We start from the raw sequence: 12,891 nt of genomic DNA, 5'->3' as shown, positions 1-12,891 counted from the left end.
ATAGTATTCCTTATAAGGAATGTCAATTGTATTATTCGTTTAAAGGAATATCATATAGAATCAGTGAGTGCAACTTAGGTAATAAAAATGGTGCGTTAGGCAAAGCCATAACGCACCCCACTGTTTATATGCTTAAGTAGGTCAACTCAACTGTTCAAACTTAAATTTCCCTTTAATGAACTTGTTAAAGTATTGACCTTTAGACGGTGCATTGTCTAAGTCATCCTTAACACTGGAAGGTACTTTGAAATACTCGTAAACACTTCCACTATCAAATTCAATAGTCAGTGTTTGAGTTTTTGGCTCATAGGTAAATTGCTTAATAACGCTGCCTTCAGGCTTGAGTAGCGGGAAGGCGATCGCATCCCGAATACTGGCACAATCAGTTAATAACATTACCAACCGATCAATCCCAATCCCTAAACCACCTGTAGGTGGCATACCGTATTCAAGGGCTGTCAAAAAGTCTTCATCTACACCTTGGGCTTCTAAGTCGCCGGCAGCTTTCCTTTCAGCTTGGGCTTCTAGGCGTTCTCTTTGATCGATGGGATCGGTAAGTTCTGAGAAGCTGTTGCCAGTTTCTCGCCCTACGATAAATAACTCAAATCTTTCCACCAAACCAGGTTGAGAACGGTGGGGTTTTGCTAGGGGCGAAATTTCTACTGGGTAATCAATTACAAAAGTAGGTTGAATTAAATTAGCTTCTACTTTTTCTTCAAAAGCTAAATTTAGTAACTTACCAATTGATTTCGCTTCATCTACACCAGGAATAGCTGCATTTTTACTTGCTGTTTTTGCTTCTTCCAATGTTTGGAAAGAATTGAAATCTAAGCCAGTAAATTCTTTAACTAAATCGTGCATTGTCACTCGCCGCCAAGGTGGTGTTAAATCTATAGGTTCCCCTTGGTAGGTGATTTGCAGCGTACCGAGTACGTCTTGGGCGACAGTGGTAATAATCCCTTCTGTCAGCGCCATCATGTCGTTGTAGTCGGCGTAGGCTTGGTAAAGTTCAATCGTGGTAAATTCGGGATTGTGTCGAGTCGAAATTCCCTCATTACGGAAAACTCGCCCCAATTCAAACACCTTTTCAAAACCACCCACAATCAACCGCTTGAGATGAAGTTCTGTGGCAATTCGCAGATACAACTCCATTTCTAAGGTGTTGTGGTAAGTGATAAATGGACGCGCATCTGCACCCCCAGTCTCACTTTGCAAAACTGGCGTTTCAATTTCCAGAAAATCTCGTTCTTCTAAATAGCGACGAATACCAGCAGTAATTTGGGCGCGACGGCGGAAAGTTTGCCGGACTTCCGGGTTAACAATCAAGTCAACGTAGCGCTGACGGTAGCGCTTGGCAACATCCGTTAATCCATGCCACTTGTCGGGTAGCGGCAACAGGGATTTAGTCAGGATAGTATATTGTTTAACGTAGACAGATAACTCGCCCTTTTCAGTCCGTTTAATAGTACCTTTAACTCCCAGGATGTCGCCTGCATCTGTGAGTTGTTTTAAATGATTGAAAGCATCAGCATCAATATCTGCCATGCTTTCTTGGATGCGATTTTTATCCAAATAAAGCTGAATTGTGCCAGTTTCATCTTGCAAAGTAAAGAAAGCCAGTTTACCAAAAACGCGACGCGCCATAATGCGTCCAGCGATCGCAACTTCTAAATCAACTTCTTCACCACTGGCTAAATCGGCAAACTTTTCTTGCAACTGCGCTGCATGATGGGTAGATTCCCAACGATAGGCGTAGGGATTAGTCCCTAGCTGCTTGAGTTGTTCTACTTTTTCCAGCCTGGCGGCTCGGATATCTTCTTCCGACATGGTAACGAACTAAATAGGGCAAGATTAATTATAGATGCTGCAAAAGTTGAGAGTAAGAGATATTTGCACTTTGCAGATGATAATATCGCCAAACTAAATACAATGACACAAACTAGAGTGCGCTTGTGGAATGTAGATGAATATCACCGGATGCTTGAGACGGGTATTATCACAGCCGATGAACGAGTAGAACTCATTGATGGGCAAGTTATCCCCATGAGTGCCAAAAATCCTCCACACGCAGCAACAACGCTGTGTGCATCTGATTATCTCAAGCGGCTGCTAGCAGAAGTTGCCTTAGTTCGGGTGCAAGATCCGATTCAATTAAGCCAATACTCGGAACCTGAACCAGATATTGCCGTTGTCCGCATTGATGCGCGAAAGTACATTGATCATCATCCTGCACCCAATGAAATCTTTTTACTCATTGAGGTAGCAGATACAACGCTAGACACCGATCGCAAGCAGAAAGCACCTTTATATGCTAAGGCAGGAATTGCTGATTACTGGATTTTGGATGTGAATCAGTGTCAGGTTTTTGTTTTTTGCGAACCACTTTTGCAAGGCTACAATCAACAATTGATTTTGCAGGAGGATGCAACGTTATCCTTGATTGCATTTCCAGAAATTGAAGTTCAAATTAGTCAACTGTTTCCATAAGTTAGGTAAAAGAAATTGAGTATGGAATTTTTTATCGACCAATTCTTAATAAATGAGAATAAAATTTATAGTTCAAAAAACTAAGTTAAATAAAGTAACATAGCATTTCCCAAATTAGTTGCTGCCATGTAGTAAGCTGTTATTTCGTTGTAGTATTCAGTTAACCACTCTACTGTTTCTGGTTCTGACCAATCTATAATACCTACTCGCTCTTGTTTAACTTCTTCTCGTTTATACCTTTTTATAAAGCCATTTTCTGAGAGTTCTGATAAAGCTTCTGCTACTTGCTTCACTTCATCAGGTATTAAATATCTACATTTACCATATCCCTCTTTATTTCCTATTTTTGTGCCACCCAGTACGGCATTTACTAAGGGTAAATTATCAATATCTAACGTAGGGCTAATATACTGTTTTGTATACTGTCTATTCCCTAATATTTTATGATAAATTTTAAACAAACTCGAATTTTTTATGGAAGTTTTGGGCAAGTTAAGTAGGTGGGTGGGAAAATTTATAACTATGTCATTGCGAACGGAGCAAAGCGAAGTGAAGCAATCGCAAGGGTTTTGAGTTTTTTACATTTCGTTACATAGTTAGGTTTATTTGAGCCAACCTACTTATTTGAAGAATTTTTACTTACTAAAAAAGACAATTTATCTGTATGAGTGTATCCAGTAAGAAAAAAATGCAGTTCGTGCCACGATTTACCTAAAGATAATTCTGAAATTTGCCACTCCCTCAAAAATTCTGCTTTTGTGTTTTCTGTTTGCTGATTATCTGCCCACTTAAATTCTTTAAATTTATCCTCTGACTGTTGCTGGATATTAAGCCTTGAATTACCTGATATATAAATAGCTTCTTCCCAAAAATCAGACTCAGCCAAATACTTAGCACTAAAAAATATATCCAAGAGAGATGAATTTATTTTAAATTTATCTAAGATTACAGGTGATATTTGCTTAAGTTCACCTACAATACCCATATATATCTCCTTTTTTTATTCTAAAGGGGGAATTAGTAATGAGATATCTACAATAAAAAATTGCGATCGCTTGATCGCATTTTATCCAAAAGACTGTCATAGAAAATATGATTGATATCTTCTATGACAACGATTAAATAATCCAATGTACAAGTACAACCTTTATTTATAGTCTATTGTTAGTGAATGCCTAGATGAAATTGCTTTCACTTTCAAGTTAGTAAATTGCACGATCGCCTTTACAAAATCTTGCTGTTCTGGTTGCAAATGCAGTTTTTCTAGGGCTTGATTCATATTATTACCAGCCCGGAGATTGTGATTAAGTTGGGCGCGTTGCGATGTGTTTAAGACTGCCTCAATTTCCTTGTTTCTTCGCTGACGCACAGCCTGGAGTTCTTGGCGTTGTAAGGGAGTCAGGTTAATCTCCGACGAGGTGGAGTAGCTAGCAGTTTTGGTAGTTTGGGCGGAAATAACACCAGAAGTAGTATGGAGTTGAACGGGTGCAGCTAAGGCAATTCCCGGCATGGAAAGGACAAGAGCTAGAATAGCAGCGAACACAGAAAGCCGTTTTGTCAAGTGAATTGCCATATTCAGAAATGCCGACATCTAATTTAATGCTGAGATATAGTTAAGCAATTTTCAAGCCTTAATTTTGAATCTTGAATTTATCCACCCCCAAGAGGATGGTAGTTCACCTAGAAAATATTATCCGCTTTAAGAGGTTGTTTGAAAAGTGTTGTGCTGTGACTTTAGGCACTTTTAGATCCCCCCTAACCCCCCTTAAAAAGGGGGGAACCGGAGTCAAAGTCCCCCAATTTATCGGGGATTTAGGGGGATCTAAAACTTTTGATACCGCCAATAGCACTTTTCAAACATGATCTAAGGGAATCAAAAAAAACTAGAGTGGGAAAATTAACTAGATTAGCTTTAAGATTGGCTTTGGAGTTAATGGTAACTTTAGACCGCCTGAGCTAATTTTTATCCTCACTGGCACTGCAATTCCAGATTTTGACTTCAGTAGTTTAAGCTCTGACCCTCAACCTACCTCGTCTAAGTTCACGCAACTTATCCAAGACGGCTCTTTCTGTTTTGAACGATCGGTCGGATTTGTCGCTCCGGTGAGTCTGTCAATTTCACACTTTCTGTTGATGTTGGCGATAATTTAAACACAAAGAATTCTTCTGCTTCCTTCACAATTTGTGAACTTCCTATTGCTGAGTCTATTTCTGAACCCGCTTCCACAAGTGGTTTTCTCCCTTTATTAGGCATACGAGACTTAAGTTTAGCTCTCAAACACAAAAAGAAAAGAAACGACGGGTAGTTTTACGCTACCTGTAACCTGAGACAAAATATGGACTCAAACCTTTTGAATATATTAATGCTTAATTGAATAGCTCCTGTAGCGTTTTAAATTTATCAGAATTTGCTTAAGGAGAAATATCTATGTTTAAACTACTTAGATACGTTAACATTTTTCTCATTACTGCCTATTTACTATTTGCTTGTCATGCTTGGGCACCGACTGAATTAAAGCGCCCTCCCTTGAAAGTAGAATTTACATCTTTTGTTGGGGAGTATCCAGGTATCATTGCTCAAGAAAAAGGATTCTTTAAAGCCCAAGGTGTAGATGTAGAACTAATTTATAAACAATATATCCAATTGGAAATAGCAAATTTCAGTGCAGGTAAGTATGATGGTATAATATTAACTTTGGGAAGTTTTATAAACTTGAGTGCCACAAATCCAGATATACAAGCCGTGAGCATCGTAGATGAATCAACAGGAGCAGATGTGGTAGTCGCCCAATCAAAAATTAAAACAGTTGCTGACTTAAAAGGGAAAAAGCTGGGTGCAAATCTAGGCGGTTTTAGCGAAGTTTTTGTGACTGAGATGTTGAAAACTGCAAATTTAACCAGCGATGATGTGAACTTAGTTAAATTAGAAGCTTCAGAAATTCCTCAACGCCTGAAAAATAATGTTATTCAAGCCGGACACACTTGGGAACCCCATCTTTCTGAAGCTATGAAATTAGGGGGAAATATTATATTTACCAGCAAACAAACCCCTGGTTTAATTTTAGATATGATTGTCTTTCGCGGTGATACAATCCGCGATCGCCCCGAAGACATTCGTGCATTTGTGCGAGGATGGCTGCAAGCCTCGGCCTACTGGAAAGCAAATGTTCAGGAAGGAAACGCGATCGTCAGCAAAGCGTTAAAAATTCCTAGCAATACAATCTCTCTGAAGGGAGTAAACCTAATTGAATTAGGTGAAAATCAAAAATTCTTTCAATCTAGCAACCCTAACTCTATCTACAAAACTGCCAAGATATATGCAGACTTTTTTATTCGCTCTGGAAATATAACTCGCATTCCTGAGCTAAAAAGTTTGTTTAATTCTTCCTTCTTGAATCCTGCCTCCTAGTTTAAAGCCATGCAGCACCCTCTGTTAGGCAGCATCCGTACAAAGTTGATCGCCTCATTTATGATTGTTGCTTTGATTCCGTTGCTGTTATTGGCATCTATCAACAAAAAGACAACTGAAAAAGCACTAACTGAAAACGCCCGACAAGCCCTATCTGCGGCGGCTAACGAAACCGCTAATAGAATAGATGCTTTTATTGATGGAAATCTCAATGCCGTGCGCGTAGAGGCGATTTTACCAGGTTTGGCACGCTACCTCAGCCTAACTCCAAACCAGCGAGATGACAGCCCCGAAATGCAATTGGCAACAGAAACATTAACCCGTCTCAGTCGCAAAGATATGCTCAATGTTCTGTCCTATGCTTTGCTCGACTTAAACGGGAAAAATGTATTGGATACATATACACCGAATATTGGCAAAGATGAATCATTTGAAAATTATTTTGAAAAACCAGTTTTAACTGGTTTTTCTTTTGTTTCTAGTATGAAGCTATCACCGACAATTCCTGACCTTGTTACCCTCTTTTTTAGCAGTCCGGTTCGCAATGCCAAGGGCAATATATTAGGTGTATTGCGTGTTTCATACAATGCTACTGTTGTTCAGCAGTTAGTAACTCGACAAACTGAACGGGCTGGGGCTAAATCTTTTGCTATTCTTTTAGATGAACATAATATTTATCTAGCACATAGCACTGCACCAAAACTACTTTTTAAATCAATTATACCTCTGCCTTTGGATATTATAACTCAACTACAAAGAGCATGGCGCTTGCCTAATTCTGCTGTTAAAGAATTGGCAACTAATGAGTTTAAACTGAAGCAAGCATTGGATGATAAAAAACCATATTTAATTGCATCTTTGTCAGGAACAGGTAATCAGGTTAATTTGATTGCGATCGCTCATTTAAAATATAAACCTTGGTCTGTGTTGTTTGCACAGCCCCTTGCTATTGCTCTAGCACCTGTGGAAAAGCAAATTCGTGACGCAATGTTTCTATTTGCATTGATTGCCTCATTAGTGACAATCATCGCTTTTGCTATTGGGCAACTGCTAACAAAACGAATAATTTATCTTACTAATATAGTTTTACAGTTTACCGCAGGGAACTTAGATATCCGCGTCAAAATTAACTCAAAAGACGAAATAGGTCAGCTGGCAAAATCGTTTAACAGCATGGCGCTTCAATTACAAACATCTTTGGAAACTTTGGAACAACGGGTGCAACAGAGAACAGCAGAGTTAATAATTGCCAAAGAAAAAGCAGAAGATGCAAATCAGAAACTAGAAAAACTGGTAAATTTAGATGGTTTGACTCAGGTGGCTAACCGTCGCTGCTTCGATGAACGAATGCAAGCAGAATGGGAACGCCTTACACGAGAACAACAACCCTTGTCACTAATTTTATTCGACGTTGATAAATTCAAACTTTACAACGATTACTATGGTCATCTTAGAGGCGATGATTGTCTAATCAGAATAGCGCAAACAGTGCAACAGATAGTTCATCGCCCTGCCGATCTAGTAGCGCGTTACGGAGGGGAAGAATTTTCGGTACTCCTCCCCAATACTGACTTAGTGGGAGCGATCAAAGTAGCACAAAGAATTCAAAAAGCAATTCACGATCGCGCTATTCCTCATACACAGTCTGATATTAAAAATATTGTCACAGTTAGTTTGGGTATTGCTTGTGTCATGCCCACTTGCGACATCCAGCCAGATACACTCATTGCTTCAGCCGATAAAGCAATGTACAATGCCAAACAAAAAGGGCGCGATCGCTATTGTACTGATTAAATATATAAAACCGTGTGCGACTTTCTCTCAACATATAGATAGTGCATTAGGCAAATCTAACGCACTATCTATATATAACTTCACTCAGCACTCAAAACTACTCAGACCTTTTCATTCTGTCAATTTCCCGTTGTAATTCTTCAATTTGACGGCGCAAAGTTTCTGTTTCATTTGTGGAAGATTCTGCTGCAACATTTACTGAGCCGGAAGCAGGCGATCGCTGATAATTTCCTCGGCGAATTTGCTGATATTCTTCTGATACTGCCCACGCCCGTAAGTAATGTAAGCGTTCCACTGGGAAAGGATGGGTCAACATCGTACCCTGAGCGCCATTGTACATCAAAAATTTATACACCTGATTTAGTCCATCTTCATCCAGTGCCTGATAATTTTCTGACTGCTTGATAAACTCTTGTAAACTACATTCATTGGCATATTTGTTACTACCACCAGAGAGTTTCATCATCGTTGACATCACGGGATTCAAGTCATCCATCACCAGTAGCGCCGCGCGATCTGACGAAAGCTCGGCTTTCCGCCGCCACTCAAAAAAGGCGTAAATCAAGCCTTGTGTGACAATATTACCGATGCCGAAGGTCAATTCTCCCAAGGCAGAAGCAGCACTCATCGCCCACATCGCCATTTGAATTAAAATAGTATGACCACATTTAATATGCCCCAGTTCATGGGCTAGCACCACCCGAATCTCGGCTTCGTCTAGTAAGTCTAGTATCCCTGTATTTATGACTATGTAAGGATTCTCTTGCCCCAGCGCATAGCTATTTGCTTGGGGGTTTTGCGAGACAAACAGTGTCGGTTCTGGGTAAATGTCCAAATCTCGGACGCATTCCCGGAAGATCTGGTAAATAGTGGAATATTGACGCGGCCCGACTTGGATGGTGTTACCTATTAGATAGACTAACTGAGGGCGTTCGTAGATAAATTCCACAAATTTACGAGCGATTAAATCAAATCCTGGTAAATTTCGTAAAGCTTGCTCGGCTTGGCGATCTAGTGGATGCCTGAAGGCTTCGCTGGAAATTCCTGTGTAAGTTGGCATAATTCAGGGTATTGGGTGATTAGTCATTAGTCATTGGTCATTGGTCATTAGTCATTAGCAAAGGACAAAGGGCAACATAATAGAAATGGGGCAATTGGAAGTAAAAGTCACTTTGTATGGAATTAAAAGCGTGTGATTGAGGCAGAAGTTCATTTGTCACTACATAACTTTTTGCGATCGCAGGCAGGGTTCCCTTCCTGGCCCCATCATTTGACGATGGCACGGTTGGTAGCACGCGCCTTGCGCCTGGGACGTAGCGCCCTCATTCAAGTAGGGGCGGTTTGTGGCTATCAAGGGCGATATCGTACTAGTTTCGTAGCATCAGCCCTGATGTGGCATGGCCCTGTAATTATTGTTGCTCAAGAAGCGGTGCAGCAACTTCTGTTGCGGGTGGAAATTCCCCGCCTACAGCAGTGGCTACCAGCCAACAAAGCGATTAGGACAGGTGACGCTTGGCCTGGTGCTGAGTTCCAAGGGCTACTGTTGACCTCCCCAGAAGCCTGGTTAAGAGGACAATTTGCTGGTGGCTCTTGCTTTCCCCAAGGCATCCCCACAATTATTGATGGGGTAGATGATCTAGAAGATTGGGTGCGTCATCAACTTACCCAAGATATTCAACCCGATGATTGGGAGCAACTCATGCTGGCTTGCCCAAATCAAGCTGAGGTAATTCGGGAAGCAAGGATACAACTTACACACCAACTTTTTCAGCATCCTGTCAATCCATATCAGTGCTACCTAATTTCCCAGCCAGAAATAGAAATCTTAAGCCGTCTGTATTTGGCTTTAGATCAAGCCAACCTCCCAGATAATTGGAAAAATTTCTGGCAGCAATTTCAAACCCTTGATGAAAATCTTCCCCCCCCTACCCTCTTCTGGGCAACTATTGCCCATCGACAAGGTTTATTTTCTTTGTACTACGCCCCAATGGAATTAGGGGAAATCCTCTCGCCCATTTGGCAGCGACAACCAGTAGTTTTAATTGGCAGCGCCATAGAACCGGAAACTGAAGCTCCTCTTTTCCGACAGCGCCTTGGTTTGGACGATTTAACTTGTCTGAAGTTCTCTTCGGATCAAGCAGAAGCAATTCAACTGTATGTACCTTATAAGTTGCCCCTACCTAACACGCCAGAATTTCAAGCGGCATTTATTCACAAAGTCCGCACACTTGTTTGTCTAAGTGCTACAGCACCAGGATTGACAGTTGTTTTGGTAGGGGATGTACCACTCAAGTCTCAAGTGGCGACAATTCTGGCTTCAGAATTTGGTTCGCGGGTGCAAGTAGAAAAAACTTGTTTAGATGAAAATGGTATTTTGATTAGCGGTTGGGAATTTTGGCGAGAACATCAACGAGTCTTGCCAGCACCCCATCTGTTAATTATTGCTACTTTGCCTCTACCATCTTTAGAAAATCCCCTGGTAGCTGGTAGGGTAGCTCGTTATAAGCGATCGCATCAAGATTGGTTTCGTTTATATTTGTTGCCAGCTGCCTTGAATGAATTACAAAGAGCGATCGCTCCAGTCCGAGAAAGTCAAGGTATTGTTGCTTTACTTGATAGTCGTGTAGTTAATCGCAGCTACGGCGCTCAAATTCTCGCTGCCTTAAGTCCTCTGGCCCGAGTTAACTATCTTGACCCCAATCTGTTTTCTAACACTAGTGAAGAAAATTCAGCTTAAAGTAATTTGTCAATGCTCAATGCCCAATTTACATTTTGTCAACCAAAGTGCGATCGTCTAAAAGCAAGCACTATTATCACCTTATGAAGGTGATACTATTTATTACCTCTCTGTAGCCATGATTCCTGGCAAAATAAATTAAGAACCTAAGTAAAATTTGAGTTGCTGATTATGGGTGAAGCAAAGCGTCGTGTGCGATTCGTTGTTTAGTGAATCACGGTAACCAGTCCGTACATAACTAAGCCAGTCCGACAGCAGATTACTGTCATTAAAAGGCTGAACTCTCGGTCAGATGCAAGTGCAAGTCTTGCCATTCAGACTCAGAATTGACTCCTTATCTGCCCACACCGAACAAGCTCGGTTCTTGTAGAGTGAAGCTGGGAACAGGGCGCAATCAGACGACCGTTGCGGGTTGACACTGGCGCTAATAGGGAGTTCCTATGATGAAACCGAGCCTAGAAAAGCGACTTATTTGCAGGCAAGGGCGCAACACAAAACCCCTGACCTCACTGGAGTTCATTCCCGCCGTACATACGCTGAGTAACGGCAAGAGTCCAGGGAATCCAGTAGTCGAATTGGCTACATCTAACGGAACAACGCCACATGCTACAACGGGGGGAACCCCCCTTCGGGTTCGGCAGTTCCTCATGGGGGAAACCCCCAAGACCGGACTGCCTCACCGCAACGCAGTGGCTCATCAATCTCTCCGAGGGAACGAATAAAAACTAATTGTGGGTCTTGAGACAGTCGAATCTCAGGTAGACCAGACGAGCGGAGGAATCCCCACAGTTAGGGTAGGACAGTCCGTAATTGGACTGAGGTGTTCAGAAAATACAAACTAGAGAAGAGAAAATGATTAGACACAGTAGACATACTAGTGAATCTTGGAAAGCTTTACCGTGGAAGAAATTCCGCCGAAATCTTTTCCGCCTTCAAAAGCGCGTATTTAAAGCTGTTCAAGTTGGAGACAAGCGGAAAGCGCGGTCACTCCAAAAGCTTATTCTAAAATCAACCTCGGCTCGATTTCTTGCAATTAGACAAGTATCTCAGCTAAATGCTGGTAAAAAGACGGCTGGTATTGATGGAAAGAAATCCCTCTCATTTGAAGAACGCTTCAATCTTGAAGAACTACTGAAAATGAATAGTGGAAATTGGAAGCATCAAGGACTACGGGAAATCCCCATTCCTAAGAAGGACGGGACTACCAGAATGCTTAAGATACCTACCATCGCGGATAGAGCTTGGCAATGCCTCGCAAAATATGCACTCGAACCAGCACACGAAGCCACTTTCCACGCCAGGAGTTATGGGTTCAGAACTGGGCGCTCCGCCCATGATGCACAAAAATACATCTTCTTAAGCCTTAACTCCAAAGCTAACGGAATAAATAAGCGAGTAATTGAACTCGATATTGAAAAGTGCAACGACCTGATTAATCACTCAGCAATAATGGACGAACTCATTGCCCCTAAAGGCTTAAAACTCGGAATATTCCGATGCCTCAAGGCAGGAGTCAACCCAGAATTCCCCGAACAGGGAACACCCCAAGGGGGAGTGGTCAGCCCACTATTAGCAAACATCGCGCTCAACGGGATTGAGAGTATACACAGGTATCATGAGAATCAAGGACAGAGAATCACTGGTAAAACCTCAGCCAGTGATATCACCGAGCCATCAGTCCGATACGCGGATGACATGGTTATTATACTTCGACCCGAAGATGATGTAACAGAGATACTTGAAAGAATCAACGAGTTTCTCCGCAAACGCGGAATGAATATAAGCCAAAAGAAAACCAAAGTTACCGCCGCGACAGATGGGTTTGATTTCCTCGGCTGGCACTTCAAAGTCCAGAAAAACGGAAAGTTTAGATGTAATCCCTCAGTGGATAACTTCAAAGCGTTCCGTAAGAAAGTAAAACACATCGTCAACAACTCGAACTATGGTGCTACCACAAAGGCTGAGAAATTAACGTCCGTAGTTAGAGGCTGGAGAAATTACCATAAGTTCTGCAAGATGAGAGGGTCAAAGTTATCACTTTGGTTCATGAGTTACAGAGCTTACACGGTATTCAACAAGGAAGCAAAACAGACACGCTACTCTAGCAAAAAACTGATAGATAAAGCGTTTCCAAAAGTTTCCTACTCCGAAAACAAACACATCTCTGTCAAAGGAACTAAATCACCTTACGACGGAGATATAGCCTATTGGAGCGAACGTAACAGTAAGCTCTATGACGGAGAAACTTCTATTGCTCTTAAGAAGCAAAACCATAGATGTGCTTCTTGTGGTCTGAAATTCATCGATGAGGAAAAGGTTCACTTGCACCACATCGACGGAAATCACGCCAACTGGAAGAAAAATAATCTTGAAGCAATTCATGAGAGTTGCCACGATTACAAGCACATGAGCAAAAGCGCAAGCTAAGAACATCGGGAGCCGTGTACACGGAAACGGGTACGCA

The 12,891-nt window shown here is 41.6% G+C and carries 11 protein-coding genes; 5 read left to right on the top strand and 6 right to left on the bottom strand.

Annotation, left to right across the window (positions count from 1 at the left end; translation table 11 throughout):
* Positions 1–141: 141 nt before the first annotated feature.
* Positions 142–1,827 (bottom strand): lysine--tRNA ligase, encoded by a 1,686-nt coding sequence (gene lysS, locus VB740_RS07115; protein ID WP_323199344.1) that lies wholly within the window; start codon positions 1,825–1,827, stop codon positions 142–144.
* A gap of 102 nt (positions 1,828–1,929) precedes the next feature.
* Here lysS and VB740_RS07110 point away from each other — a divergent pair, with 102 nt between their 5' ends.
* Positions 1,930–2,487 carry a Uma2 family endonuclease gene (locus tag VB740_RS07110; RefSeq protein ID WP_323199343.1) on the top strand — a complete coding sequence of 186 codons (558 nt, stop codon included), beginning with the start codon at positions 1,930–1,932 and terminating at the stop codon, positions 2,485–2,487.
* A gap of 80 nt (positions 2,488–2,567) precedes the next feature.
* On the opposite strand, the gene VB740_RS07105 is transcribed toward VB740_RS07110, so the two are convergent.
* From VB740_RS07105 to VB740_RS07090, 4 genes are all read right to left on the bottom strand, one after another.
* On the bottom strand, positions 2,568–2,948 hold the full coding sequence (locus VB740_RS07105) for a DUF1877 family protein (RefSeq protein WP_323199342.1): 381 nt from the start codon (positions 2,946–2,948) through the stop codon (positions 2,568–2,570).
* A 155-nt stretch (positions 2,949–3,103) separates the two neighbouring features.
* Positions 3,104–3,472 carry a DUF1877 family protein gene (locus VB740_RS07100; RefSeq protein ID WP_323199341.1) on the bottom strand — a complete coding sequence of 123 codons (369 nt, stop codon included), beginning with the start codon at positions 3,470–3,472 and terminating at the stop codon, positions 3,104–3,106.
* A 162-nt stretch (positions 3,473–3,634) separates the two neighbouring features.
* On the bottom strand, positions 3,635–4,060 hold the full coding sequence (locus VB740_RS07095) for a hypothetical protein (protein ID WP_323199362.1): 426 nt from the start codon (positions 4,058–4,060) through the stop codon (positions 3,635–3,637).
* A 477-nt stretch (positions 4,061–4,537) separates the two neighbouring features.
* Complete coding sequence (locus VB740_RS07090) at positions 4,538–4,741, bottom strand: hypothetical protein (RefSeq protein ID WP_323199340.1); 204 nt, start codon at positions 4,739–4,741, stop codon at positions 4,538–4,540.
* A gap of 174 nt (positions 4,742–4,915) precedes the next feature.
* Between VB740_RS07090 and VB740_RS07085 the strand changes: the two genes are divergently transcribed.
* Positions 4,916–5,896: an ABC transporter substrate-binding protein gene (locus VB740_RS07085; RefSeq protein ID WP_323199339.1), complete on the top strand. Its 981-nt coding sequence runs from the start codon at positions 4,916–4,918 to the stop codon at positions 5,894–5,896.
* A 9-nt stretch (positions 5,897–5,905) separates the two neighbouring features.
* Positions 5,906–7,690 carry a diguanylate cyclase domain-containing protein gene (locus VB740_RS07080; RefSeq protein ID WP_323199338.1) on the top strand — a complete coding sequence of 595 codons (1,785 nt, stop codon included), beginning with the start codon at positions 5,906–5,908 and terminating at the stop codon, positions 7,688–7,690.
* 97 nt (positions 7,691–7,787) lie between these two features.
* Here the strand turns inward: VB740_RS07080 and VB740_RS07075 are convergent, their stop codons facing one another.
* Positions 7,788–8,750 (bottom strand): M48 family metallopeptidase, encoded by a 963-nt coding sequence (locus VB740_RS07075; RefSeq protein ID WP_323199337.1) that lies wholly within the window; start codon positions 8,748–8,750, stop codon positions 7,788–7,790.
* Positions 8,751–8,882: 132 nt separating this feature from the next.
* On the opposite strand from VB740_RS07075, the gene VB740_RS07070 reads away from it, so the two are divergent.
* Positions 8,883–10,427, top strand: coding sequence for an ATP-dependent DNA helicase (locus VB740_RS07070; protein ID WP_323199336.1), 1,545 nt, complete (start codon positions 8,883–8,885; stop codon positions 10,425–10,427).
* Positions 10,428–11,279: 852 nt separating this feature from the next.
* On the top strand, positions 11,280–12,854 hold the full coding sequence (locus VB740_RS07065; RefSeq protein WP_323199335.1) for a group II intron reverse transcriptase/maturase: 1,575 nt from the start codon (positions 11,280–11,282) through the stop codon (positions 12,852–12,854).
* Positions 12,855–12,891: the final 37 nt, after the last annotated feature.

This window comes from Nostoc sp. UHCC 0251, assembly GCF_034932245.1.
Taxonomy (GTDB): Bacteria; Cyanobacteriota; Cyanobacteriia; order Cyanobacteriales; family Nostocaceae; genus Nostoc.
Note: the sequence above shows the minus strand (reverse complement) of the source record. Positions and strands in the feature narration are given on the sequence as shown.

What these genes read in the sequence shown, in the direction of transcription:
- VB740_RS07110 (WP_323199343.1), top strand. Translation starts at nt 1,930, where the DNA reads ATGACACAAACTAGAGTGCGCTTGTGGAATGTAGATGAATATCACCGG.
- VB740_RS07085 (WP_323199339.1), top strand. Translation starts at nt 4,916, where the DNA reads ATGTTTAAACTACTTAGATACGTTAACATTTTTCTCATTACTGCCTAT.
- VB740_RS07100 (WP_323199341.1), bottom strand. Translation starts at nt 3,472, where the DNA reads ATGGGTATTGTAGGTGAACTTAAGCAAATATCACCTGTAATCTTAGAT.
- VB740_RS07090 (WP_323199340.1), bottom strand. Translation starts at nt 4,741, where the DNA reads ATGCCTAATAAAGGGAGAAAACCACTTGTGGAAGCGGGTTCAGAAATA.
- lysS (WP_323199344.1), bottom strand. Translation starts at nt 1,827, where the DNA reads ATGTCGGAAGAAGATATCCGAGCCGCCAGGCTGGAAAAAGTAGAACAA.
- VB740_RS07095 (WP_323199362.1), bottom strand. Translation starts at nt 4,060, where the DNA reads ATGGCAATTCACTTGACAAAACGGCTTTCTGTGTTCGCTGCTATTCTA.
- VB740_RS07080 (WP_323199338.1), top strand. Translation starts at nt 5,906, where the DNA reads ATGCAGCACCCTCTGTTAGGCAGCATCCGTACAAAGTTGATCGCCTCA.
- VB740_RS07065 (WP_323199335.1), top strand. Translation starts at nt 11,280, where the DNA reads ATGATTAGACACAGTAGACATACTAGTGAATCTTGGAAAGCTTTACCG.
- VB740_RS07075 (WP_323199337.1), bottom strand. Translation starts at nt 8,750, where the DNA reads ATGCCAACTTACACAGGAATTTCCAGCGAAGCCTTCAGGCATCCACTA.